Raw genomic sequence first — 24,269 nt, forward strand, 5'->3', positions numbered from 1 at the left:
ACTACTTCATTATCAACTGGTACATTAAGGAAATATCTTCAGAAGCCATTTCAAACTTAGTTTTCTCTATGAGTATGTTTTGCCCCGTCATTATATAGGAGGGGAGGATGCGAATACTGTTATATGAAATCTCGGTATTGCGTAATTTGTATGTGGAAATGCTTGGAACAGCGTTCTTCTTGGTCGCCTTCTTGCTAATCAAGTTAAAGGCTTTCTTTGCCACATCCCCCATCAGCATTATAACCTTGACGTTGGGAAACAATGCAAGCTCTCTTTCCAGATATGGCAGACTCTCCTCTATACTTTCCTTTGAAACGGCATATTCGGTTTTGGGTATTTTAACAGCATTGGTAATATAAATCCCCTTGTTGAGAATATCCTGCACAGAATCTACCTCTATCCCTGCTTTTCGGAACAACTGTATTGTCGTTGACATATACGCAGCGTCTTGCTTCCCATAGAAGTCATCTTCCGAATGTGACGGGACAACCTCATTTATCATAATTGCACGTATCGCTTCGGGGATAACCTCCACGTTATTAAAACGTAAATCAGTTTTACCCGTAGAGAAGTGTTCCAGTTCTTTTTGAATATTCATAATCCTAACCTTTATAGTTCTGCTTGATTTCATTGATTGATTTGCCGCCAATGCCGAAATTCTCATCAGACAACTCCTTGATTGTGACAGTGAAGAACTGAGCAGGAATATGTGTTATTTCGGAAGCTGTTGCTGTGAGCCGTTCAATCAACTCTTTCTTTTGCTCTGCGGTCAATCTACCGCTTTCAATGGATATGTATGGCATTGTAATTTTCTTTCGTTAATTTATAGAAATGCTCAGTTCGTATATCTCCAAGCGGAGACGTAATATCTTGATTTGTGTGATGATAAATGAATCCGCATTTTTCACATACACGCCTCGATTTGTCATTCCCTTCATAATATCCGCACCAAACGGCATTAAGTTTCAGCTCATCAAAACTTCTGTGAAGCAATGCCATGACTGCTTCCGGGATGAGACCTTGCCCCCAGAAAGGTTTGCCAATCCAATAACCTATTTCTCCCTCTTCCATACCCATTTCCGCACTATGCAATCCGTTGGAAAACATAATGCCACAACTGCCGACAGGCTTACCTGTTGATTTCAAAACCACAGCGTAAGTTTCCGGAGCAGTGAACACCGTTCTTATAATCTCAAGGCTTTCATCAACCGATGAATGAGGATTCCAACCTGCAATCGGTCCGATGTCTGGGTCACTCGCATATTTGAACAGTTCTTCTGCTTCGCTTTCGCTCCAAGGTCTCAGTATCAATCTTTCTGTTTCAACCATAATTAAATTTGATTATATTTCCCTTATAAAAGATTGAATAATTCTTTATGTACTTGTCCATTGCTTCCAATAACAGAATTTCCCTGAGCCGGGTCAAGCGCATTCCCGTTCCAATCAGTCACTTTTCCTCCGGCCTCTTGTATCAAAAGCATTCCTGCCGCATAATCCCACGGATTCAAATATATCTCGAAATATCCGCCTTGTCTGCCGCAGGCTGTATATGCCAACTCCAAAGCGGCAGAGCCAAGTCTTCGGACATCTTGGGAATTTTCGTAAACTTTCAGAAATCGGGCAAAGTTTTCTATCGCCAACTCTCTTTTCGCTGTACCGATGCCTATAATGGTTTCCGATAGTTTTGTGGCAGAGGAAACGTGTATGGGCTTGCCGTTCAAGAAACTTCCTTCTCCCTTGACAGCAGAAAAAAGTTCATCGTGAAATGGATCATAGACAATGCCCATTACTATCTCTTTCTGACTACAAAGAGCTAACGACACCACACTATGCTGATAGTCGTGCATGAGGTTGGTAGTGCCATCAACAGGGTCAAGAATCCAGTAGCTGTCTGTATCCATACGCTGTAAGCCGGTTTCCTCTCCGAGAAACTGTATGTCCGGTGCAAGTGTATATAATGCCTTCTTCAAGAAATCCTGAACGGCGACATCCACTTGAGTAACGTAATCGGCTACTCCTTTTTCTTTCACATGGGCTGCCATTTCCCTGTTTGTGATTATTCCCTTAGTCTCTTTAACCAAGCTGATTATACGTTGTATATCCATCTTTATAGGGTTTAATTCAATAGTTTTTGCAAGTCATCGATAGAAACATCCATTCTCTTGGAAACTTCTTCCAAAGTCATTCCATTAGAAATGAATCTCTCTATGACCATTTTCATTTCCTCACCGACTTCTATGAGATGTCCATCCAAATCGTAAAAGCGGATTACTCGTTGTCCCCAATCATGCTCAACGACTTCGTCTAAGAATGCGATTGACGGATTGCCTTTCAGCTTTTGCAAAAAGCCGTCAAAATCATATTCCTCAAAGGCTATTTCAACATTGTTTGACTTTTTATGGACTTTTTCTTTTGGTACGCCAATAAGCCAATCGAAATCCTGCTGTAAAGCCAGACCGCAGGAGAACAGGATATTTCGTCCATAATCCTGACAGACTTCCAACCCGAATATGCTTTCGTAGAAACTTCGGGCTTTGCTTATATCTGACACGGATAAAACCGTACAACAATATCTCATATTTATTTTTTCCAGCGTTTGAGGTTGGGATAGAATTGACGCATCATCTCTTTAGCCTGTTCCACGGTCATATTTTCTCCGGACCACTTGTTTATATCATCAGTGAACCGGGCGCAATGCTCAATCATCTGCTCCATTGTAAAGTCCTGCGTGAACCGGCCATTCATGTAACAATAGTTGCAGTAATCATCATTGCGGCTGCCATCGGCATTTATTCCCTTATCGTTGTCAGTTAATGGCATACCGCAACTTTGACAAAATTTTTGTTCCATATTCATATATTTAGTTGTTTGATATTCCTTTTAATGCGCATTTAATTTTCCAACTCGCATAAATATGAGCCAACCAATGTTCGGAGAACGGCATCATTATAAGACCTCGGATATTTTCACCACACCAGTAATCTATCAACCACCGGGCATTTTCAGAGTCGCTCACAACATGAAGTGATTTGAGGTTTTCCCTATCTTCATCAGTCATTCTGCGTTCCAAATCGCAAAAAGAAAGCTTTTTCAACAATAGGTTGGTATTGTCTTTTACAGATTCAGCATATTCATATAGCGCATCTAAATTCAATGTTTTAGAGAAATCTGATATTTCCTGTTTTTCAAGCTCGTTACCAGTCGTGATAATTGGAGAGCCAATTGATCTTTTATAATCCCCTGAAAAGAATATCTGATCGTCCTTGTTGATTAAAGTATGGATAACAATATCCTCGATACGGAATATATGCCAGATGGAATAGGCAATTGTCTTGCTGTGAAAACCGTCCTCTTCAATGAATGGGATAGCATTGAAATCAGCACGGCATAATTCCACTTTGAACTGCACTAAGATATCGAATAACTGGGTACGCAAAGACAATAAGTTTTCAATTCCCAAATGAAATGTGGTTTCATTGGAAATTTCTTCCTTAATCTTATGGCATTGCTCTAATAAATTATTACCCATACCTTTTCAATCTTATTGTTGGCGATTTCCTTCAATTACCTGATTTATCAACTCCCGAACTTCATCATCCGACATTTTCCTATCTCTTACAAGAGTGCTTATCACACCACGAATAGAGTTATTAAAATATCTCTGTACGACATTCTTCAGGTTGTTGCCACAATACTCATCCCGTTCTATGAGTGGGTAGTATATGAAACCGTTGTTCCCTGCCGGCTTATGCCCTAAAAAGCCTTTCTCGACAAGAAACTTCACAAATGTAGATATGGCTGTCCGGCTTGGACGAGGTTCGGGATAAGTGGCTATAATCTCCTTAACGGTAGCTTCGCCCTTCTCCCAAAACTTGTTCATCACCTCTTCTTCACGCTTAGTAAGTTGTTCCATCATCAAATGAAATTTAGTATATGCAAAGTTAGTCTAAATAAATTAGTCAACCAAGCACTTTGAGAATAATTATATAACATATTATTCCAACCTCGTATTTCAAGCCGTTGGTGGATATTTATCAGTTGGGCTAAATTTCCCTGTTTAGCATTTCTTGCAATAAATGCCTCCAACGACAAGTTTACTTTGGTTTTTCCCTTATAGGCACCCGGATTAAAGTAAACCTAATTCTATTTGCAATCCGATTATATGTAGATGTAAAAACAATCCTACTTTATACTTCGATTTGCATGGGTCAATCAAACAATCCGTTTACCAGATTGACCGCATCATCCTTCTTCTGATTGATGATTTTGGCGTATACCTGCGTCATCTTCACATCGGCATGGCCGAGCAATTTCGAGGTTGTATAGAGGTCTGCTCCAAGGGTCAGCATCATCGTGGCAAAAGTGTGCCGGGCGGTGTGAAATGTAAATCGCTTGTCGATTCCCGCAGCTTTTGCCCAAGGTTTGATAAGCAGGTTCATCATTGACGGGCTTGGTAAATCGAACACATGGTCGTCTGCTGTCTTTTCTCCTCGTTCCGGCATCCACTTCAAGGCTTCGGGAGAAAGCGGTAGATAAATCGGTTCTTTGGTCTTCTGCATGGACACTGCCAACCGATATTGTCCTCTATCGACGAAGACGTCTTTCCACTTCAATCCGACAATATCGCTCACACGCAATCCGCAGAAGCAGGAGAACAAATAAGCGGACTTTACAGCCTCATTATTCATCGGAGTGGTAATCAATGCCCGCACTTCCTCGATAGTCATATATGACCGTTTACTCTCCGGCAGGCGAATCTTATCCGAATTATTGATTTTGGTAAACGGATTGACCTTGATAATCTCCGCACGAACGGCTGCATTCAAAGCTCCGTTCAGGATGCGGTAGTAGGTGTGGAGTGTAAAGTTCGATACACGCTTCCCTTTGGGACGATATTCCGTCATCAGATAATCGAGGTAATCCTGACAGAATGCCTTGTCTATCCGATCCATTGTCATCCGCTCTCCTGCATAATCTTTCAAGATGCGAATAGTAACTGAGATTTGGTTTCCGTCTTTCTTCCCACGTTTTGCCTGATTCTCTTTATACGTATTCATCCAATCGAGCAAGAACACCTTTTCCCTGTTCTCGATGCCAGCTTCCCCATTCGTCAATTCAATGATGCGTTTCGACTTGATGGCATTGGCTGCGTCCATCGTAACCTGATTTCGTTTCCGGGCATTATTATCAGTTTCCGGGATGATATACATTTTGAGGTACTCGTATGTTCGCTTTCCGTCGCGGTATATATCCAGATACAGACTCTTACTTCCGTCACTCAGCGGTTTCATCCGAAGACGGATTGGTTCTTTGACCTTCGTCGGTTTCTTTACTCGTGGCATAAGCAATTCCTTTTTTTCGTTATTTCTGTTGCAAAGGTAGAAATAATAATCCAAAACAAGGAACAAATAAGAAACAAAAATGTACCGAATAAGAGCCAAACAACCGAAAACAATGAAAGCAACTGAAAAGAAATGCACACTTATAAATAGCTATAAAACAGCACATTTATTTTCATTTGTTTGGTTGTTGTTTTCATTTTAGATATGTATTCTATAAATCTGGTAAATTCCGTCTGTCTACAAATTAAGGTAAGACTTCAGCGCATCGACATATTCCTCAAAGGCGTTTCGCCCGGCGGGTGTGACTGAGCAGATGGTACGTGGCCGTTTGCCGGCCATGCCTTTCTCTACAGAGATATAGCCTGCCGATAAAAGTTTGTCGAGCTGCACACTGAGGTTTCCGGCAGTGGATTCGGTTTTCTCTTTTAGATAAACGAAATCAGCTTCCTCTACATTCATCAGAATGGACATTATGGCAAGCCGGAGTTGCGAATGTAGAAGCGGATTCAGCTCTTTCATCCCTTTTTCGCTTTATGATTAATTATATGACCGGGAACAATCATCATCACAACCCAAAAGAGAATGAAGAGGGGCATGAACCAGTTGGCTAAAAGAGGAATCTTACCGGTCACACAACATACCAAAACCATTCCGATAGCCAAGCCGACAATTCCGCCCCATGTAAGGGATTTCTCTTTAACGATAAGGCCTTGTGCAATCTCAGCAAAGGGAGCGGCAATAAGTGTATAGACAGTCATTGCAGTCCAGCATTTGATACCGCCAATGAGTGAGAATCCGAGGCAAATAAAGGTTAAGACGATTTCGGACACCCCGAATATCGACCATAGATGAGAGGTGATTTTGTCGGAATAAGTCACTGCACCATCAGTTCGTTTTTCACGACGCGCCATTATAGAAGTTAACGGCATACCGATTACGGGAATGGCAAACCACAGCCAGTTCCATACATTTTGCTGTGTGGCTGCGAGCAGTATCCATACCGATATTGAAGTAAATACCGCAAGGTATCCCCACATAAGCAGGATGTTACCGCTGCCGAGGTAGCGGGCTTTGGTGCGAGCTATCATCGAAGTAATCACTTCGAGGCTCTCTTTTTCAGTTAGTTTTTTATCTTCCATTTTACAGGTTTTTGAGGGTTAACTTTAGGTTTATTTTATAAACCATTTTCTTTTGAAAAAAGAGCGGTCGCGCGATTCCGCTCTCTATTCGGATGTAAAGTTAATAAGGTTTATAATATAAACCAAATTTTAAATACATTTTTTTTAATCTGAGACGGCGGAGCAAGTGCAGGACAAAATGATGATGATCCGCCATCAATAGACACCTCCCTGCCAAATCCATTCGAAAACATTCCGGTTGCCAAACTCTTCACCATTCACACACAACCAATATACACCTTGTTTCACCATCAAACGCTATCAGGCCAAGGTTCGATCAATATTAAAATGTGACTAAAATTTAACGTATCCATTAAAAAACCTTCTGAAAAATTTGGAGGGATCGGAATAAAGTACTACCTTTGCACCCGTAATCCACCACACAATGGTTCCTTGGCCGAGTGGTTAGGCGCCGGTCTGCAAAACCGTTTACAGCAGTTCGAATCTGCTAGGAACCTCTCAAAACCCGACTTCAAGTCGGGTTTTTCATTTATAGTCCATATTATGAGTCTGGGATTTCGGGTCAGCGGATTTTTCCGGTGGGCGGAAGGGAGATGTCAAGAGTATAGTGTTATCTTGGCGCATGGTAAAAAAAGATCAAGGGTAGCAGTCAGGAAAAAATAGAAGATAAACACCCTATGATCAGTGTTTACCTCCTACTCGATTATGAGGGGCGTTTCCTGATTTTAGAAGAACGCCATATTCACACACGTTATTCAGCAGGCATCCGCTTGCTGAAGAATTGCGCTATGCGATCCATCGGAATCTTATCAAGATTGTCATAGAGGTCACAATGACTGGCTCCATCCACTATAAGCAACTCCTTGTTATCGCCGCAGAGCAGTTTGAATGTATCTTCTCCGAAATAGCGCGAATGAGCTTTCTCTCCATGCAGAATCATCACGGCATTCTCCAGTTCGCCGGCATATTCAAAAAATCTGAAGTTCATCAGCGGCAGTATGGATGTCACATTCCATCCATCGGTTGAATTTCCGGAACGCGGATGATAGCCACGCGGTGTCTTGTAATATGCATGATAGTCTTTCACAAACTGCGGAACATCTGCGGGCAGAGGGTCCACCACCCCACCGGCACGCTTATAGGAACCGTTGCGATAGTCCTCTGTGCGCTGTGCCGCAAGTGATGCGCGGGCGGCGTTACGTTTCTCAGCCGAATTGTCGGTATCGAAATATCCGTTGGCTGCAACGCGAGTCATGTCATACATTGTCGATGCGACCGTGGCCTTGATACGCGGATCGTTGATGGCCGTCTGGATGGCTATACCGCCCCATCCGCAGATGCCGAGAACTCCGATCCGTGAAGAATCGACATCCGGCTGCACCGACAGGAAGTCAACCGCCGCTGAGAAATCTTCGGTATTTATGTCAGGCGAAGCCACACGCCGCGGGCTACCGCCGCTTTCGCCTGTAAATGCAGGGTCAAAGGCAATTGTGATGAATCCGCGTCCTGCAAGCTGCTGGGCATATAGTCCGCTCGACTGTTCCTTGACAGCTCCAAACGGGCCGCTAACGGCTATTGCAGGAAGCTTTCCGGCAGCATCTTTCGGAGTGTACATGTCAGCTGCAAGCGTGATGCCATAGCGGTTGACGAATGTAACCTTCCGGTGATCTACTTTATCGCTTTTCGGGAATACCTTGTCCCACTCTTGTGTGAGCGCCAGTTGCTCCACCGGAGCAACTGACATGTCTGTGTTCGGATTTTCCATTACCTGAGAATTTGCTGTCAGTACACTGAATAAGATGAGATAAGCTGTTTTTTTCATTTTCTTCATGTGCTGTTGGTTTAACAATCTGTTTGTCAAGTGCAAAATTAGTATGGTAAGAAGTCTTTGCAAAACCCCGAAATGCGGTAATAATTACCACTTTTCACGATTTTTCCATTTCTTTATGTCCTGAGCCAGCAAACCATTTGGGACGCCCGATCGTTTAAGCAAATGTTTAAGAACCCCTTTTACTGACCTTTAACCCCTCATTGTGATTGTATGGACAAGAAAAGACTCACCGCTGAAAACGGGCGCCCGATCGCCGACAACCAGAATGTCCAGACCGCAGGTCTGCGAGGCCCCGTCACAGCTCAAAATCCCTGGTATCTTGAAAAAATAGCCCATTTTGACCGAGAAGTCATACCGGAAAGGCGTATGCATGCCAAAGGTTCAGGCGCCTTCGGCACTTTCACCGTCACCAACGACATTACAGAATTCACCCGCGCGTCTATTTTTTCAGAAATAGGCAAACAGACACCTTGCCTTGTAAGATTTTCCACTGTAGCCGGAGAACGCGGAGCCGCTGATGCGGAGCGCGATATCCGTGGATTCGCCATGAAATTCTACACCGATGAAGGCAACTGGGATCTTGTCGGCAACAACACTCCGGTGTTTTTCCTGCGCGATCCTCTGAAGTTTCCTGACCTGAACCATGCCATCAAGCGTGACCCGCGTAACGGGATGCGCAATCCGACGGCTAACTGGGACTTCTGGACTCTCCTGCCGGAAGCCCTTCATCAGGTCACAATAACAATGTCGCCACGCGGCATTCCGGCTTCATTCCGCCACATGCACGGATTCGGGAGCCACACCTATAGTTTCATCAACAAGGACAACAAGCGCATATGGGTAAAATTCCACTTCCGCACCCTTCAGGGCATAAAAAATCTGACCGACCAGGAGGCCGAGGCCATCATTGCCAAAGACCGCGAGTCGAATCAGAGAGATCTGTTCGAGGCCATTGAGCGCGGCGAATTCCCACGCTGGAAACTCCAGATACAACTGATGACGGAAGAGGAGGCAAAAAAGTACCACATCAACCCGTTTGATCTGACCAAAGTGTGGTATCACAAAGACTTCCCACTGCACGACGTTGGAATTCTCGAACTGAACCGCAACCCTGAAAACTTTTTCGCCGAGATCGAGCAGGCGGCCTTCAATCCCGCCAATATAGTTGATGGCATAGGTTTTTCGCCTGACAAAATGCTTCAGGGACGCCTTTTCTCATATGGCGATGCTCAACGCTACCGCCTCGGAGTCAACAACAATCTCATTCCGGTCAATCAGCCGAAGTGTCCGGTGCACGCCTATCATCGCGATGGACAGATGCGCACCGACGGCAACTATGGATCGACTATCGCATACGAACCCAACAGCTTCGGGGAATGGCATGACAATCCGGTAATTAAAGAACCGCCGCTGGAACTCCAGGGGGAAGCCTATGATTATGACGAACGGGAATATGACGATGACTATTACACTCAGCCCGGCAAACTATGGCGGCTGATGTCAGACACCGACAAGCTTGCCACCTGCCAGAACACCGCGGCGCAGATGGAAGGAGTGCCGCTATTCATAAAGCAGCGCCACACACGCGCGTGTCATAATGCCGATCCTGAATATGGCAGGATGCTTGCCGAAGCACTCGGCATAGACCTAGCCGAGGCACTCACAGCCGAAGATCCTGCCCATCCGTTGTGGGACAAGCGGAAGACCAATAAATAGGAGAGATTCTACTCTAATCCGCATACATCCATAAATTCTGAATCCGGGGCATGAGACAGAGGCCTTGCCGATGATTCATGGCCCGGTTTCAATTTTTATTTTTAACTTTGCGGTTACTGTCACATCTGTCAGCCGGCAGTCCGGAAACAGAAGAAAACAATTCATCCAAAACCGAAAAAATGAAAGCGCTCACATATATTTCAAAAGGGAGATTCGAACTTACCGAGAAACAGATGCCTCAGATCACTGATCCGAAAGATGCGATAGTGAAAGTGACACTGTCAAGCATCTGTTCATCGGATCTGCATATCCTGCATGGATCCGTACCCCAGGCAAAGCCCGGCATAACCGTAGGCCATGAGATGGTAGGCATAGTGGAGTCGGTAGGACCGGAAGTAAGTTCTGTCAGACCGGGCGACCGGGTTGCGGTCAATGTAGAGACCTTCTGCGGGGAGTGTTTCTTCTGCCGTAGAGGCTGGGTCAACAACTGCGAGGATCCAAATGGAGGCTGGGCTCTGGGATGCAGGATCGATGGCGGACAGACTGAATATGTCAGAGTCCCGTTTGCCGACAATTGTCTCACACCAATACCCGCAGGCGTTTCCGACGAGCAGGCTCTCTTCACCGGTGACATACTTGCTACGGGTTACTGGGCGGCCGAGATTACAGAAATTTCAGAATGCGACACAGTGCTGATCATCGGGGCCGGCCCGACAGGCCTCTGCACCCTGCAATGCGTCAGCCTCTATAACCCACGCCATATAATTGTATGCGAGACAGATGACGCGCGTCGTGATTTTGTCAGGAAACATCATCCGGAGGTGTTTGTCACTGATCCGGCCCGATGTCTTGAGGATGTCAGCAGGCTGACCGAATCAAGAGGAGCAGACCGGGTGATCGAAGTGGCCGGAACGGATACATCTTTTGAAATGGCCTGGAGGGCAGCGCGCCCCAACGCCATTGTGACCATAGTGGCTCTATATGACAAGCCTCAGATATTGCCTCTCCCCGATATGTATGGCAAAAATCTCACGTTCAAGACCGGAGGCGTAGACGGCTGTAAATGCGACAAAATTCTCCGTCTGATCGCCGAAGGTAAAATCGACACTACACCACTCATCACTCACCGCTATCCGCTGAGCAGAATACGCGAGGCCTATTCGTTATTCGAACAACGCCGCGAAAACGTCATCAAAATAGCCGTTTATCCTGACTCCGACGGATGTACGGTCGAGCCTGATGACATTGACGAACTTGAGCAACTCGGTCTTGACAGTTGCGGAGACTAAGCTATCACATCTATCAGCGCAGCTTCCTAAAAAAATTGCGGTGCGCGGCATTTGAAATCTGCCATGCACCGACGAACGAAATATTGCCTGCAATCTTATTTACCTTAATTATTATTTAACAAGCCGGCTAATTATCTGATCGCAACTTTGCGGACTACAGTCTGCGTCTCACCATATGCCTTTACTATATAAAGCCCCGGAGCTACGCGAACACAATCAGCAGCATCGGCAACTTTCATCCCGGCCATATTGTAGACCTCGATCCGGCTCACGCCGTCAGCAGAAATCATCCGGTCGGAAGTGTGGATTCTGACTCCGTTGTCAGAGACAATTGATTCTATACCTGTAGTTGTGTCTTCAAGTTCGCTTTCTATATATGCCTTTACTTTTTTCCCGATTGCAGCGCTTGTAGCAGCCGTAAACTCCCCGGCAGAATCATAACCGTGTTTTGAGATGGATGTAACACCTATATAATTGAATGTGGCAGTCGCATCATTGCCAAGGACACCCTGAGCCGCGCCGGCATTATCTGCAGAGTGGTTGAGTCTGATGCCAAGATAAGAGAAGCCCCACGCATCCTGATCGTCATACTTGAACGATTTGTTGTTTGCAAACGAGGATGGGAGTTCAAATTCTTCACTCCAGTCAGGAGTGGCTGTAGGGCTTAGAGGGTGTTTCATAGCAATAGTTAAAATTCGAGCGAAAGATTTGAGATGGATATGGCTCTGAATTGAAGGAGCATAGCGAGCTATGTGACTGAGATGAAGAGCCATAGACGCTCAAAGCTTTCGGAGGCGATTGTATTGTCTTTTTGTAAATATAGTATTCCATTTGTGAAAAATTTTGAGTTACCTGAGCCTTGGTGTCTCTTTTGCTAAATTGTTGAAGCTCGTCAGTCGCATAGCTCGCTATGCTTCTTCCTCCCTTCCAACAATTTATCTAAAAGATACACCACTCAGATTTTAACTCTTGTTATGAAACACCTTCTTACATTCTCATTGGCGAGACTTGGGAGATAGCGCCAATAATAAGCCTCGGTATCAGTAGCCTGATTATTGGTAGCATATCGGCCGGCATTTGAATTCTGGCTGGTTATGAAATACGGAGTAATGATATTGTCGTCAGAAACTACAGGGCCAAATTCCGACCGTTTTAACCGCTATCTGCGAAGTTTTTTGTGGATTGACGATATCATACTTGTCATTGACGATCTTGCAAGCCATGAAGAAGGCTCCTATCAGTGGCTGTGGCATCCTATCGGCACAACTGTCAAAAAAGGGGTTGATCTTGACATCAGAAACGGGAAAGCTCATGTAGTGCTCCGCCAGCTCTACCCCGAAACTTTGGCTCCGTCAGATTTCATCCATGATTATCCCTCCAATATGACATGGGAAATCCACAATGCTCCCGGAGAGGACAATAAAGGCGATCAGCCATACTATTCATTCCATCTGCCCAAACGCCATGACCGGGTGAAAGGGGTGACCGCACTCATCCTTGATCCGGAGAGCCAGCCAGAGATCGAACGCCGCAAGGGTGACGGTTGGATCGGAGTCAGAATCAAGTCACACGGTAAAATTACAGATGTCTATATCAACCAGCTTGCCGACGGACGGATTATGCACATGAATTCATGGATCAATCCGGACGGATGGAATACCGATGCCTATATCACAGCGCTGACATATTCTGATGACAAACAAGCACTCCAGCACAGACCGTCACGCCATATCATCATTTATGGCAGCCGCCTCCGGCATGGAAACAGTGATCCGCTTTACTCTGAGTTGAAAAAAAACAATAAAATATGGTAACGGACCGGCATTATCAGCGGGTGACTTATATGTCATTGAGAGCCATCGGATTCATATCCTTGCAAAATTTTATGGATGGAAAAATTTAGCGGATTTCTGAAAATTCCATTTGGAAAATCAAACGAAATAATATAACTTTGTGTTGTAAAATTGAAGAGAGCTAAAAAATCCCACGCCGGAGCACGATTGGGAAACTCATCAATTATTCTTGAAATACCGAGACAAGCTTAGTCGCCCGATGGCGGGCCTCATCCCCTTTCGGGGAGGCGTAATTGCCCGGAGGATTACAAAGGTCGGCGAGCACTCAAATCCTGTCATTCGGAGTTTCATCATCTTCCTCCGGCGTGGTTCTTATAAGGTCGGCTTCGCTCACAATCCGAGCGAAGCCGGCTGTTTTTCTATGCGGATACGCCCAGATGAAACGGCCTTACAGAATTTTTCTAACGGGTTTGAAAGTGATTCCGGGTCAGCGGATTTTTCCGGTGGGCGGAAGGGGATGTCGGAGCATAGTGTTATCTTGGCAAAATGAAACCAGACCAACTACTCAGATCCATCCTCCCCGAAGTCCTGATAGACAACTTCGACATTGACCGCTTTGAAAAAAGCGAGAGCCGTTTCGACATTTGGCTTGATGAGAAGAATGAACAACTTAGCGAAGACAAGTACAATAAAAACATAATCTGCTACGGTTTTGGTGATTACCGAACCATACAGGATTATCCCATAAGGGGGCGTGCCACATACCTGCATGTGCGGAAGCGCAAGTGGCTTGACTGGAGACAGTTTGCTGGAAAGAATGAGCAATGATTGTCATATATAAGCATTTGCCATATATTTAGAGGTCGTTTAAAAACAATAGTTAAAATCTGAGCGAAAGTTTTGAGGTGGATATGACTCCTTCCTCATTTGCAACAATTTATCTAAAAGATAAACCACTCAGTTTTTAACTATTGGTTTTAAACGACCTCTTATATCCCGTTCCCCGATATTTATTAATTCCGTGGGCGCATATCTCTCCGGATTACCAGGATCGGAAGTATTAACAAAATAGCAAGTATTGAGACTGCCAGGCCTCCCATTGTACCTATGGCAAGCGGAAACCAGAAAGATTCTTTACTCTCGCCGATTATAAAAGGTATGAATCCGAGGATGGTCGACATGACAGTCAGCAGTATGGGAACTATCTTGACGCGGAAAGCACGCAGATAGGTTTTCAATGGTGCCATTTGCGGATATCCGGCTTGCAATGAATTGTATTCATTGAGAATATATATCGCAGCGTTAACGGTGATGCCTGCAAGCAGTATGAAGGACGCGAAGCCTCCCTGATCAAAGTTAAGTTTGAACAGATAGAACGAGGCGAAAACTCCGATGAATGACACCGGTATGATGAAAATGATGGCAAATGGCTGTCGCAGTGAATTAAACAGTATCGAGGTTGTGAAGAATATTATGCCCATGACGAGCAACAGCAGCAAGTAATTCCCGCTTTCATCTTTGGTTTTCCACTGGCGCTGCTCTCTTTCGGCTTTATATCCCACCGGCATGAGGGCATTGATTATCTCAAGGTCGCGGTCGAGCACTTTATCGCCCTGCATGTTGGAACCTATATATTCATATTGAAGACACATCACATATTCCTGGTTTTTCTTGACAATGTCCTGCGGGGCCTGACGTTTTTCTATCGAGCCTATATCTGACAGTTTGAATGTGCGCCCTCTGACGGTAAAAGGCTGACGCATGAGGGTGAAAATATCGTAGGCATCCGACTGGATGGAATAGAGATTTATACGCTGCGATGTGCGGTCTACAACAATCTGACCGCAGTTGATCTCCCGACCGAATGTCGGCTTGATTGCCGAGAATAGCTGTGTGGCTGTGATGCCGTATTTAGCCATGCGGTCCCTCTCAAAAACCAGGTGAAACTCCGTATAGTCATCCTTCCAGTTAGAGAACTCGGATGCCACCGCCACTTCCTTGATGCGACGGTGGGTCAGCAGTGTGTCACGCATACGGTAGGCCCAGTCAGAGAGTTCGTCATAATTGTAGCCTGTCATCTTCACGCGGTAGCTTCCGGCCGTCTCTCTGACATCGTTGCTGAACCCTTGGTCTTCAAGACCATATACGCTCCATGAACCGCCACCGAGTGTAAGAGCCTTGGATATGACCTCGCCCTTCAGTTTGTAAGGGAATCCGTCATGCTGATGCCCCTCATTGAACATCACCGAAATGGATGCACGACGGGCACTTGACACGGAAGTCTGAAACTGGCGTATTTCCTTAAACCCGCACAAATAGGCCTCCATCTGCCTTACAAGTGCGTCCATCTGCCGGAGTGTAGCTCCGTTGGGCAGAGTGGCGTTGATATGCAGAACCGGCTCACTATTGTCGCGGTCCCAATAGGAACCGTTGTAGACTTTTTCGACAAACAGTCGCAGAGTGCCACCGAGTGCAATGTCGGTCACCGGTCTGATTTTCTCCCGATATGTCGGGCTTCCGAATATGGAATTATATTTCTCTGTCCAGTATCCCTCACCTTCGATTTTATCCGGGAGCATGAACACCGGCAATCCGAAAGAGAGTATCACAATAACAATCATGGCGACCCTGAACCGCAGCATAAACCGAACTATGCTGGCATAAAGACGTGAAAGGCTCAGAGAGACCCGATGGCGCAGACTGCGGAATTTTACGTTCTTGCCATTCACCCTTTGCAGGCCAAGCCTCTCCACAAGTGCTGGCACAAGCAGCAGTGCCACCGCGAGCGAGACGGAGAGATTGATGATGACCACTGTGACAAAATCCTCCAGACTTAGGCGTGTTTTCTCGTCCATGAAATAGACCACCGACAATGCGCCGATTGTGGTAATTGTAGCGGCAAGAATGGCGGTGAAAGCCCGCAGGTTACGCCGGCGCGTGTAGTGATCGGCCATTACAATGAGATTGTCGATGACGAGATTGAGTGAAATTGTGATTCCTGCGAGTGTATAGAGCTGGATTTCGATGTGGGCGAGATAATAGAACACTGCCGCCACGGCAAGATTGATTGTCAGGCCTATGGTTATCATCAGCACATAGCGAAAATTGAGAGTGACAAGGCCAACGAACAGCAGGAGTATCAGCACTGTGAGTCCTGTGCGGAAATATATCTTATCGAGCTCGCCGCGAATGCTTTCGGTTGCGTCATATGACAGGTCAATCATATAGCCCTCAGGCATTACAGTCTCAAATCGGCTGACGGCTGTCCTGATTTCTTCAGCCAGCGTAAGCTGATTGGCATCCTCCCCGGATGTAATATTTACATAGATGGAGTTAAGCCCGTTGATGCGGAAATGACTTTTAGGTGCCGCCTCGGTGTGGATGACACTCACAAGTTTATCAAGAGTGACCGATAAGCCGCTGTTCAGTCTGACGGAAATTTCCGATGGGATAAATGAGCCGGCCGTGCCATCGGTATGCAGCGATAGGCGGATGTATTCAGATTTGTCACCGTCATCGGCTATGACAGGTGCCATGCCAAGAAATTCGCTGGTATAATGCTCGCGTATGGCCTGACGCAGATCGGACGGCGTAAGGCCGAGCGATGACAGCCTGTCTATATCGTAATGCAGCTGCCACTCCATAGGCTGCGCACCGTTGAGTTCTACCTTATATACTCCGGGGATACGGGCAAGGAGCGGTTTGAGATTTTCTTCTCCATAAGTCTGGATTTCTGACGGATTGGCCAGAGCGTTGAGACGGTAGACCATGAATGGCCTGGAGCTCTCCTTCTCAACCGCGCGGGCCGATATGGATGGGTAGCTGACACCCTCGGGCAGTTCGCTCCATATCTGCCTGACGAGTGTCGAGACCTCAAAACGCACCATCTCGATGTCGGCATGCTTGTCAAGGTCGATTGACACGCGGCCGCCCCCGTTGGATGATTTTGAGCTGATGCCTTTCACTCCACTGACACGCGCGAGCACTGATTCGATGCGTGAAGTGACCTCGGCCTCGATGGTTCTGGCCGAACTGCCCTGCATCGAGAAACTGACTGTGAGTGACGGCAGATTGCGCGAAGGAGCGAGTTTGACCGGAAGGAACGGCACAAGCGCGCATCCCACCAGCGACAGGACGATAAAAATGACTATTATGGAAAACGATCGTGAGGCCATCTGTCAGTTTTTCAGCTCAAATTTCTCTGAGAGCGGCATGTCAAGTTCAAAGTCGTGTAGCGTCAGACGCCGGATTTTGTAATGGCTTAACCAATAGTTCTGGAGGGCGGCTATATAATTTTTGGCTGCTTCCTGCCGGCGGTTGAGCGAGAGGGTTATACTGTTTATATCCGCCTTGCCTATTATGAACCGTTGCCGGGTCTGGGTGTATGCGGTCTCGGCAAGATCGAGGGCTTCAGATGCCGATGCGATCAGACGCTGACGCACTTCATAGTCGGAGACGGTCATGATAAGGTCTTCCTCCACACTGAGTTCATCCTGACGGGCGGCGATACGCGACACATTCAGATTGTTGCGGGCCATGTTGACCTTTCCCTTTCTCACCCCCCAGTCAATAAGCGGCACTGAGATGGACACTGACACAAGATCCTGGCGAAGCGGCGAGCGGTAGGCGCCTGAAAAATCATCAGCCACCTGGTTGAAACCAACCGAGGCGTTGACTGAGACGTTAAACCGAGACTCAACCTTGGCCCTGTTAAACTCCCTCTCACCCTCAAGTATGGTCTGGCGGTGGCCAAGCAACGTAGGGTTATTCTTTTTGGCCATTGCAAGAGCCAGATCCAACGGAATTGCTGTGGTAAGCGGACGGCCAGGCATCTTAAGTTCTATTTCGGTATTCTTATCCATGCCGAGGAACGAAGCGAGCGAAAACGATGCCCTTTTGAGCGCTATACGGCAGTTTTCAAGAGTATTGCGGGCATTAACCTTGTCGAGTTCGAGAGTGAGCAGGTCGGCACGGGAGATGGCCGCGATTTTAAAACGCCGCTCGCCGATAACGTAGAGTGTGTCGCATGAGGCCACATTCTCTTCGGCAAGACGATATTCAGCCTGAGCAAGTGCGAGGGCGAAAAAATAGGAAACAGCCTGCTCGCTGACAGATTCCATGTTGTAGATCAGTTCCTTTTTTGCTTTCTCATAGCGCAGAGGTTCTATTTTGCGCTCCCACTTGAAAGCATTAAATCCGAGCAGGTCCTGACGGTAACCTATACGCACGGGCACAGACGAATACTGAGTATATTTGTTCTGCCCGAAGTTGCGCATGTATTCGAGGTCGGTCTCAAGATATAATGAGCCCCCAAGAAGATCAAAGTTCTGAGTCACCTCCAGTCCGGCCGAAGCACTGAACATCTGCTGCTGACGGAATATGTCGATATTCTGCTCCGAGTCATAGCGCTGGGTCATGTAGCGGTAATATCTTGCCGGTGTAGCCGTAAGCGACAGACTCGGAAGTCTGTTGGCCTTGAAGCTGACATACTGCCAATAGCTGGCCTGATACATATTACGGTATCTGAACGCCATGAGAGAGGAGTCATTGGCAAGCTCGATTGTCTTTTCAAGTGTTAATGTCATTGCCGAGGCAGTGACAGGCATAAGCAATGCGATTATGGGCAGGAATATCTTACTTATTTTCATGTTTGCGATAGATTAGCCAGTAAAACAACGGGATAACGAAGATGCTGACGATGGTGCCGACCACCATCGATCCTATCATAGCTATGGCGAGTGGCCGCTGGAGCTCAGAGCCCATATCGGACGTAAAAAGCACGGGGAGCATGGCGAAGACGGTGGTCAAGGAGGTCATGATTATGGCGCGCAGACGGCGTCGGCCCGCTGTATGTATTGCCTCTGACAGAGGCATACCCCCCTTGCGCAGTTCGTTGATGGCATCGAGTTTGAGGATTGAATCGTTGACTACGATACCACACGTCACAATTATACCTATGGCCGACATGAGATTGAGTGTCTGTCCGAAAATCATGAGGGCAAGCAGTGCGAAAAATGTGTCGACCGGAATTTCAAGCAACACTATGAGTGGCTGGAGGAAACTCTCGAACTGTGCACAGAGAATGAAATACATTAGCATGACTGACACAAGGAGTATCACCGTCAGTTCTCTCATCATGCGGGCATTACTGAAAAAACCGCCGGCAAACTCAACTTCATGAGAGCCGTCAGCAGCTACTGTCTCGCGTATGGTCTCGATGACTTTCGCTTCACGACCGGGGACTTCAAGACCTATAGGCACATATTCGCCGGCCACGCCGGCCGTAATGGTCTTGAGATCGCGGCTGTGACCGACCGTCACGAGCGAGCGAAGTGGAATCTCAGTACGGACACCATTTTTATCGGCACGCGATCTGACGAAAGCGTTGCCAAGTATCTCGCCGACACTCTGTTCACGCCCTGATATTTCTATCGGAGTATATTCCTGATAGGAGCGGAGTGTCGACACTGTGTTGCCCTTGAATGCGGTGCGCAACGCACGCTGCACCTCGGAGTAGTCGACATTGTAGATAGCGAGAAGCGTACGATCGACCGATATGTCAATCTGCCGGCGTAACGGAACCGGTGACAGGCTCTCACCAGTTGCCTCCCCTATGCGTCCGCACAGTGATGCAAGACTGTCAATCTCGCCGGCATCTTTATTCCGGTTGCTGATTCTCGCTTCGATGTCAGCCTCGTCTGACGAAAAGATTTTTTCAAAGATATTGCCAGTTTTATGGAATGAAACTGTCGCAGACGGATATTTGTCTCTGATACGGTCGGCAATACGATTTTGAAGCGGTGATATATCTTCAGGTCCGGAGGTTTTGAAATAAAGCTCGGCTTCAGATGTTGAAAGGTCGAAGTCGGATGACAGCATGTAATCCTGCATGCCGATATAGGCTGAACTTTCGACTGACGCAGAATCCGAGAGAGCCTCGACCCGGCTGCGGTTTGTGTCAAGATTGATATTCTCGTTCCAGTCGATGCGGACGATTGTCTCGTTGCTGTCTATCTCAGGCATGCGCTCCTGACGCATAAGCATGAACATTACGACGCATAGCGGGACTGTGAGCAAAGTCGAGGCGATGAACGTCCATTTATGCCGGAAACAGAAATCCATCCCGCGGTCATAAAGACTGATAAAAGACTGATGAGAGGCTGGGGACTGATTCTGATTTGAATCTGCTGATTTGCCCTCTTTTATCCCCGATTTCTTATTTTCAAAAAGATAATACAGCACCGGGAGCAATGTGATCCCGACAATATAACTTGCAGCAAGACCGGCTGTGATCGAGAATGCCTGGTCAGAGAATATCGCTCCGGCGATACCGCTCATGAATATCAGCGGGACAAACACGGCTACAGTTGTAAGCGATGATGACAGCATGGGCGTTATCATCTCGTTGGTGCCTTTGACGCAGGCATTCATAAGCCCGTTGCCGCGATGACGGAACTGGGTGATGTTTTCAGTGACTATGACGGAGTTGTCAATCATCATGCCGACGGCAAGAATCAGTCCGGCCATAGAGATGATATTGATTGACACGTTAAAGAGATAGAAGAGCAGGAATGTAAGAATTACTCCGACTATTATACTCAATCCGATGATGAATGACGATCGCGCACTGCGCATGAAGATGAGACACACCACAAACACGAGCAAAAGGCCCAATATGAGGTTCTGCTCAAGATTGGAGATGGTGAAGTCAAGCAGCTCGGTCTGGCTTCGGGTTTTGGAGAACTCTATTTCGGGATAGCGGTCTGAGAAATATTTTATGGTCGAGTCGAGAGCCTTGTTCATTGCATCCATGCTCTCCTCACCGTGCTTGATTATGGCAAGAGTCACAGCCCGTTTGCTGTTATGCAGTGAATAGCCGGAAGGCACACGGTTGGTCAGACTGACTTCTGCAAAATCGCCCAATTCCATAATCTTCCCGCCCTTAAGGAGCTTGATCCGCTCCACATCCCCGACAGAACGCAGAAGATTGGTGACTGTGATGTTATATTCATAGTACCCGTCGCGCACGGACATTGAACCGGGCTCGACATTGTTGGCGGTGAGAGCGGATTCAAGATCTTCGACGGTCACACCGGCTTGTGTCATACGGTCTAAATCAGGGGTGACCCGCAGAACTTTTCCAGGCACACCCGTTATGTCTACCATTGCAATCTCCGGCTGCTGTTCAAGACGGCGTCTGACAATGTTTTCGGCAATTCCTGACATGTCAAGAAATGACATTCTGCCGTTTTCGTCTCGCAGGGTCATTTGCAGATACAAGACCGGTATGTCGGTAGCGCTCGCTTTGACAGCCTTTGGTCGTGTAACGGTCTTGGGTAAGGAGTTCATTGCCGCGTCAATCTTTTCATTGACTTCTATAAAGGCGAGGTCGGTGTTGACACCATAGTCCATTGTCAGCGAGATTATCGCCGAACCGTCGCGGGTCTCGCTCTTGATTTCGCCAAGTCCGCCGACCTGCATGAGCTGACGGCGCAAGGGTGTGACAACGGTATTTTCGAGTTCGCGCGCCGAGACATTGTCACCCGTGACCTGCACGGTAATGTGAGGGATATCTATGTCAGGCAACAGCGAGACGGGAAGTGTTGTGTATGTCACACATCCGAGTATCACCATAGCAAGAAACGCCATGATGACAGCTATGCGATGATTCAGGAGATAACGGACCATGTCATTTCTCAATTATCCTGACCGGAGATTCGTGGGCGAGGTTGACGTTACCGGATGTTATGACTTTCATGCCCGGCGTGAGACCATCGGTGACGGTGTATTCGCTGAGATTCTCAAGGCCGGTGGTGATATAGTTCCACATTGCTTTATTGCCATCAAGGGTAAACACGACCTGACGGCCTGAGCGGAGTACCACGGCGCTCTTGGGTATGACCAGAGCCTTGTCGACTGCGCGTTTCACGCTTATACGGACGTTCATGCCGTCAATCAGTCCGCCTCCGCCATCGACCGATGCCCAGACTTTGACCATGCCGTTGTCATCAACCATCGGGTTGATTTCAGTGACATGTCCGGTGCGCGAGTCTGTGGTCGAAAACGGAGTCACAGCGATTTTATCACCCGGCCGAACCATCGGCAGTTCGCTTTCCAGTACAGAAAATTCGGCCTCCATGCCGCTGTCGTTGATAATCCTGCACAACGGTTCGGTGGATGACGACATGTTGTGGGGAGTGGCGGTGAGATTGGCGATGACGCCACTGACCGGAGCATGGAGGGTGGCATCTTCAAGATCCTTGCGAGTTGCCGCGAGGTTAAGTTCGGCCTGCTGGAGACCGCTGCGCAGACGGGCGAGTCTCATAACGTCATCAGGCACTTTTTCAAGCCGATCCGGGTCGTAGCCCTGGCCGATGAGCACATCCTGCATCTCAAGCGTGGCTGAGGCAACGGCACTCTGCTCCTTCTCAAGCTGGTTGTCGAGTTTGTAGGTGTCAAGTGTGGCTATGCGTTGCCCTTTGGTGACCCTCTGTCCATTACGCACATATATGGAAGCGATGAGTCCGGGTGAACGGAAATTCACATCAACTTTCTCACGAGCTGAAATACGTCCGTTGCTCACGATCTCATGATTGAACACTGTAGATTGTAGATCCATGACGGTGACTTCAGCTATATGGTCGGTCTCAGCCGTGGCTACACCGATCTCATCTGCATTATGTTTTTTATCCGTTTCTGGAGATGAACATGATGCGAGGAGGACCGACAAAATGAGTATGGCAGGGATATATTTCATGGTATTCAATGTTTATTGATAGCTTTGAACATACGGTTAAGAACATGTGATTTCCAGCGGATTCCGGCAGTGCCGACTATAAATTTCTCAGGCACAAGCCCAAAATAGCGCGAGTCTTTAGAGTCGATTACGTGGTCTCCGGCTGCGAAGCAGTAATTTTCTGTAAAGATATAACTTTTTATCGGCTTATCATTAATAAATGCCGCAGAATCTTGCCACTTTAATTTGGATTTCGTTTCCCATTCGATATACCGTCGGTAGAGTAGCCAGCTTTTATAATCCAACTCTACAGACTGCCCCTTGCCCGGAATCAGGAACGGCCCCATGTCTCTTACCGTCCAGCCAACCGCTGAATCACGGGGGCAGCATCGCATCCAGGAGGGCCATGTGTGCGGATCAGGATTTTCACGGGTGAACTCACGAACATATAGTCGCAAGGCCTCCTGCTCCGAGGCTACACCAAGAGTGTCGCGGCATCCTCTGACATGGTAGAAGCAATTGCGGATTTCCAGAGTGTCGCCTGCCACAGCAACGGCCCGCTTGCAATAATATGTAGCGAGGTTCATGGCAATGCTGTCGCGCTTACGGTCAGAGTCAAGATATGGGTAGTTGAATACTATGATATCGCCTCGCTCCAACTGACCGTAACCCGGAAGACGCCTTATCTCGTAAGGCTTCCCCTTGATGGCATCGAAAATATTAAAAATCCGCGCACCCATTTTCCACTTGTTCACCAACCCACTCTCATCGGGCAACAATGTCGGCGACATTGAGCCCGAAGGAGTGTGGAATGAACAGGCTGTGGTTATCTGAATCAGCCAGTAAAGCCCTACCCCGATCACCGCGACCATGAGCATGTACATGATGAACTTGCTTAATCCAAGCATATATAATCTGTGTTTCTGTGTCTTTCAATCATTGAGATACACCCTCTAAGATATCCTTTAAATCATATTTTTTAAATATGTCGTTTTTAAAATTTAATGTATATAGTGTATGATTCCGGAAGTCTATGTCAAAAGAAGTAGCCAGTTCAGGAAGTTTTATGTCCAATAAGGGCATACCGTCCCAATTAAAGAACCATAGTTCAGATTTTTCACCATTAATCTTATTGATGACGAAAAACTTCTCATAACCGTTTACGCCACTGTAAATCAGCTCTTTATTCTCAGCTGTTTCGTTGTCGATATATCGTTTATAACTATCTATCTTACCTTCAGGCATGACTGTCACTGAAAAGTTATCATCAAGAGAATATATGTTAAATTGTGGATATAAGTAGATGTTGAAAATTAGTTTATATCAATTTTTTTGCGTATCTTTGTGTAAACACATAAAGACACATCGCTATCGCAAAAATCAAAGTTATACAACTGACAGACCAACAACGTCTGCAATTAGA

The 24,269-nt window shown here is 46.8% G+C and carries 23 protein-coding genes and 1 tRNA gene; 5 read left to right on the forward strand and 19 right to left on the reverse strand.

Annotation, left to right across the window (positions count from 1 at the left end; translation table 11 throughout):
* Position 1: 1 nt before the first annotated feature.
* The 11 genes from C5O23_RS04515 to C5O23_RS04565 all read right to left on the reverse strand — a co-directional run bounded on the left by C5O23_RS04515 (position 2) and on the right by C5O23_RS04565 (position 6,481).
* Complete coding sequence (locus C5O23_RS04515; protein WP_240597661.1) at positions 2–631, reverse strand: uracil-DNA glycosylase family protein; 630 nt, start codon at positions 629–631, stop codon at positions 2–4.
* Positions 603–803, reverse strand: a complete 201-nt coding sequence (gene dmpI, locus C5O23_RS04520; RefSeq protein ID WP_107031756.1) for a 4-oxalocrotonate tautomerase DmpI — start codon at positions 801–803, stop codon at positions 603–605. The genes C5O23_RS04515 and dmpI overlap by 29 nt, the downstream gene beginning before the upstream one ends.
* Positions 784–1,329: a GNAT family N-acetyltransferase gene (locus C5O23_RS04525; protein WP_216651860.1), complete on the reverse strand. Its 546-nt coding sequence runs from the start codon at positions 1,327–1,329 to the stop codon at positions 784–786. Before C5O23_RS04525 ends, dmpI begins: the two co-directional genes overlap by 20 nt.
* Before the next feature lie 23 nt (positions 1,330–1,352).
* Positions 1,353–2,105 carry an inositol monophosphatase family protein gene (locus C5O23_RS04530; protein WP_107031758.1) on the reverse strand — a complete coding sequence of 251 codons (753 nt, stop codon included), beginning with the start codon at positions 2,103–2,105 and terminating at the stop codon, positions 1,353–1,355.
* Positions 2,106–2,116: 11 nt separating this feature from the next.
* On the reverse strand, positions 2,117–2,578 hold the full coding sequence (locus C5O23_RS04535; protein ID WP_107031759.1) for a VOC family protein: 462 nt from the start codon (positions 2,576–2,578) through the stop codon (positions 2,117–2,119).
* A gap of 2 nt (positions 2,579–2,580) precedes the next feature.
* The gene (locus C5O23_RS04540) at positions 2,581–2,850 is read right to left on the reverse strand and encodes a zinc ribbon domain-containing protein (protein ID WP_107031782.1); all 270 of its coding nucleotides are present in this window, start codon (positions 2,848–2,850) and stop codon (positions 2,581–2,583) included.
* A gap of 10 nt (positions 2,851–2,860) precedes the next feature.
* Complete coding sequence (locus tag C5O23_RS04545) at positions 2,861–3,529, reverse strand: phage head-tail adapter protein (protein WP_107031760.1); 669 nt, start codon at positions 3,527–3,529, stop codon at positions 2,861–2,863.
* A 12-nt stretch (positions 3,530–3,541) separates the two neighbouring features.
* The gene (locus C5O23_RS04550) at positions 3,542–3,913 is read right to left on the reverse strand and encodes a BlaI/MecI/CopY family transcriptional regulator (RefSeq protein WP_107031783.1); all 372 of its coding nucleotides are present in this window, start codon (positions 3,911–3,913) and stop codon (positions 3,542–3,544) included.
* A gap of 295 nt (positions 3,914–4,208) precedes the next feature.
* On the reverse strand, positions 4,209–5,342 hold the full coding sequence (locus C5O23_RS04555) for a site-specific integrase (protein WP_107031784.1): 1,134 nt from the start codon (positions 5,340–5,342) through the stop codon (positions 4,209–4,211).
* 237 nt (positions 5,343–5,579) lie between these two features.
* Positions 5,580–5,861, reverse strand: a complete 282-nt coding sequence (locus C5O23_RS04560; RefSeq protein ID WP_107031761.1) for a winged helix-turn-helix domain-containing protein — start codon at positions 5,859–5,861, stop codon at positions 5,580–5,582.
* Positions 5,858–6,481 (reverse strand): hypothetical protein, encoded by a 624-nt coding sequence (locus C5O23_RS04565; RefSeq protein WP_107031762.1) that lies wholly within the window; start codon positions 6,479–6,481, stop codon positions 5,858–5,860. The genes C5O23_RS04560 and C5O23_RS04565 overlap by 4 nt, the downstream gene beginning before the upstream one ends.
* A gap of 426 nt (positions 6,482–6,907) precedes the next feature.
* Between C5O23_RS04565 and C5O23_RS04570 the strand changes: the two genes are divergently transcribed.
* A tRNA-Cys gene (locus C5O23_RS04570) sits at positions 6,908–6,978 on the forward strand.
* Between the two features lie 254 nt (positions 6,979–7,232).
* Here C5O23_RS04570 and C5O23_RS04575 read toward each other — a convergent pair.
* The gene (locus C5O23_RS04575) at positions 7,233–8,312 is read right to left on the reverse strand and encodes an alpha/beta hydrolase (protein ID WP_107031763.1); all 1,080 of its coding nucleotides are present in this window, start codon (positions 8,310–8,312) and stop codon (positions 7,233–7,235) included.
* Positions 8,313–8,522: 210 nt separating this feature from the next.
* On the opposite strand from C5O23_RS04575, the gene C5O23_RS04580 reads away from it, so the two are divergent.
* Both C5O23_RS04580 and C5O23_RS04585 read left to right on the forward strand, forming a co-directional pair.
* A complete protein-coding gene (locus tag C5O23_RS04580) occupies positions 8,523–10,028 on the forward strand; it encodes a catalase (RefSeq protein WP_107031764.1) in 1,506 nt (501 codons plus the stop codon).
* 179 nt (positions 10,029–10,207) lie between these two features.
* The gene (locus tag C5O23_RS04585; RefSeq protein WP_107031785.1) at positions 10,208–11,317 is read left to right on the forward strand and encodes an alcohol dehydrogenase; all 1,110 of its coding nucleotides are present in this window, start codon (positions 10,208–10,210) and stop codon (positions 11,315–11,317) included.
* A 131-nt stretch (positions 11,318–11,448) separates the two neighbouring features.
* Here the strand turns inward: C5O23_RS04585 and C5O23_RS04590 are convergent, their stop codons facing one another.
* Entirely contained in the window at positions 11,449–11,997 is a 549-nt protein-coding gene (locus C5O23_RS04590) for a T9SS type A sorting domain-containing protein (RefSeq protein ID WP_107031765.1), read from the reverse strand.
* A 414-nt stretch (positions 11,998–12,411) separates the two neighbouring features.
* On the opposite strand from C5O23_RS04590, the gene C5O23_RS04595 reads away from it, so the two are divergent.
* Together C5O23_RS04595 and C5O23_RS04605 are read left to right on the forward strand one after the other, a co-directional pair.
* Entirely contained in the window at positions 12,412–13,131 is a 720-nt protein-coding gene (locus tag C5O23_RS04595) for a hypothetical protein (RefSeq protein WP_133166503.1), read from the forward strand.
* Between the two features lie 525 nt (positions 13,132–13,656).
* Positions 13,657–13,938, forward strand: coding sequence for an ISAon1 family transposase N-terminal region protein (locus C5O23_RS04605; RefSeq protein WP_107031768.1), 282 nt, complete (start codon positions 13,657–13,659; stop codon positions 13,936–13,938).
* A gap of 185 nt (positions 13,939–14,123) precedes the next feature.
* Here the strand turns inward: C5O23_RS04605 and C5O23_RS04610 are convergent, their stop codons facing one another.
* From C5O23_RS04610 to C5O23_RS04635, 6 genes are read right to left on the reverse strand one after another with little or no spacing between them, the layout of a single operon-like run.
* Positions 14,124–17,285, reverse strand: a complete 3,162-nt coding sequence (locus tag C5O23_RS04610) for an efflux RND transporter permease subunit (RefSeq protein ID WP_107031769.1) — start codon at positions 17,283–17,285, stop codon at positions 14,124–14,126.
* Between the two features lie 3 nt (positions 17,286–17,288).
* Complete coding sequence (locus tag C5O23_RS04615) at positions 17,289–18,758, reverse strand: TolC family protein (RefSeq protein ID WP_107031770.1); 1,470 nt, start codon at positions 18,756–18,758, stop codon at positions 17,289–17,291.
* Positions 18,745–21,798 carry an efflux RND transporter permease subunit gene (locus tag C5O23_RS04620; protein ID WP_107031771.1) on the reverse strand — a complete coding sequence of 1,018 codons (3,054 nt, stop codon included), beginning with the start codon at positions 21,796–21,798 and terminating at the stop codon, positions 18,745–18,747. Before C5O23_RS04620 ends, C5O23_RS04615 begins: the two co-directional genes overlap by 14 nt.
* Before the next feature lies 1 nt (position 21,799).
* The gene (locus C5O23_RS04625) at positions 21,800–22,867 is read right to left on the reverse strand and encodes an efflux RND transporter periplasmic adaptor subunit (protein WP_107031772.1); all 1,068 of its coding nucleotides are present in this window, start codon (positions 22,865–22,867) and stop codon (positions 21,800–21,802) included.
* 5 nt (positions 22,868–22,872) lie between these two features.
* On the reverse strand, positions 22,873–23,754 hold the full coding sequence (locus C5O23_RS04630; protein WP_107031773.1) for a S26 family signal peptidase: 882 nt from the start codon (positions 23,752–23,754) through the stop codon (positions 22,873–22,875).
* Positions 23,755–23,782: 28 nt separating this feature from the next.
* A complete protein-coding gene (locus C5O23_RS04635) occupies positions 23,783–24,091 on the reverse strand; it encodes a hypothetical protein (RefSeq protein WP_107031774.1) in 309 nt (102 codons plus the stop codon).
* Between the last annotated feature and the right edge of the window lie 178 nt (positions 24,092–24,269).

The organism is Duncaniella muris (assembly GCF_003024805.1).
In the GTDB taxonomy this organism is placed as follows: domain Bacteria; phylum Bacteroidota; class Bacteroidia; order Bacteroidales; family Muribaculaceae; genus Duncaniella; species Duncaniella muris.

Bases quoted from the DNA above. Each gene is read 5' to 3' on its own strand.
- C5O23_RS04545 (WP_107031760.1), bottom strand. From the start codon at position 3,529: ATGGGTAATAATTTATTAGAGCAATGCCATAAGATTAAGGAAGAAATT.
- C5O23_RS04540 (WP_107031782.1), bottom strand. From the start codon at position 2,850: ATGGAACAAAAATTTTGTCAAAGTTGCGGTATGCCATTAACTGACAAC.
- C5O23_RS04555 (WP_107031784.1), bottom strand. From the start codon at position 5,342: ATGCCACGAGTAAAGAAACCGACGAAGGTCAAAGAACCAATCCGTCTT.
- C5O23_RS04595 (WP_133166503.1), top strand. From the start codon at position 12,412: ATGAAATACGGAGTAATGATATTGTCGTCAGAAACTACAGGGCCAAAT.
- C5O23_RS04625 (WP_107031772.1), bottom strand. From the start codon at position 22,867: ATGAAATATATCCCTGCCATACTCATTTTGTCGGTCCTCCTCGCATCA.
- C5O23_RS04565 (WP_107031762.1), bottom strand. From the start codon at position 6,481: ATGGAAGATAAAAAACTAACTGAAAAAGAGAGCCTCGAAGTGATTACT.
- C5O23_RS04525 (WP_216651860.1), bottom strand. From the start codon at position 1,329: ATGGTTGAAACAGAAAGATTGATACTGAGACCTTGGAGCGAAAGCGAA.
- C5O23_RS04515 (WP_240597661.1), bottom strand. From the start codon at position 631: ATGAAATCAAGCAGAACTATAAAGGTTAGGATTATGAATATTCAAAAA.
- dmpI (WP_107031756.1), bottom strand. From the start codon at position 803: ATGCCATACATATCCATTGAAAGCGGTAGATTGACCGCAGAGCAAAAG.
- C5O23_RS04560 (WP_107031761.1), bottom strand. From the start codon at position 5,861: ATGAAAGAGCTGAATCCGCTTCTACATTCGCAACTCCGGCTTGCCATA.
- C5O23_RS04615 (WP_107031770.1), bottom strand. From the start codon at position 18,758: ATGAAAATAAGTAAGATATTCCTGCCCATAATCGCATTGCTTATGCCT.
- C5O23_RS04550 (WP_107031783.1), bottom strand. From the start codon at position 3,913: ATGGAACAACTTACTAAGCGTGAAGAAGAGGTGATGAACAAGTTTTGG.
- C5O23_RS04605 (WP_107031768.1), top strand. From the start codon at position 13,657: ATGAAACCAGACCAACTACTCAGATCCATCCTCCCCGAAGTCCTGATA.
- C5O23_RS04590 (WP_107031765.1), bottom strand. From the start codon at position 11,997: ATGAAACACCCTCTAAGCCCTACAGCCACTCCTGACTGGAGTGAAGAA.
- C5O23_RS04630 (WP_107031773.1), bottom strand. From the start codon at position 23,754: ATGCTTGGATTAAGCAAGTTCATCATGTACATGCTCATGGTCGCGGTG.
- C5O23_RS04610 (WP_107031769.1), bottom strand. From the start codon at position 17,285: ATGGCCTCACGATCGTTTTCCATAATAGTCATTTTTATCGTCCTGTCG.
- C5O23_RS04575 (WP_107031763.1), bottom strand. From the start codon at position 8,312: ATGAAGAAAATGAAAAAAACAGCTTATCTCATCTTATTCAGTGTACTG.
- C5O23_RS04635 (WP_107031774.1), bottom strand. From the start codon at position 24,091: ATGCCTGAAGGTAAGATAGATAGTTATAAACGATATATCGACAACGAA.
- C5O23_RS04530 (WP_107031758.1), bottom strand. From the start codon at position 2,105: ATGGATATACAACGTATAATCAGCTTGGTTAAAGAGACTAAGGGAATA.
- C5O23_RS04585 (WP_107031785.1), top strand. From the start codon at position 10,208: ATGAAAGCGCTCACATATATTTCAAAAGGGAGATTCGAACTTACCGAG.
- C5O23_RS04535 (WP_107031759.1), bottom strand. From the start codon at position 2,578: ATGAGATATTGTTGTACGGTTTTATCCGTGTCAGATATAAGCAAAGCC.
- C5O23_RS04580 (WP_107031764.1), top strand. From the start codon at position 8,523: ATGGACAAGAAAAGACTCACCGCTGAAAACGGGCGCCCGATCGCCGAC.
- C5O23_RS04620 (WP_107031771.1), bottom strand. From the start codon at position 21,798: ATGGTCCGTTATCTCCTGAATCATCGCATAGCTGTCATCATGGCGTTT.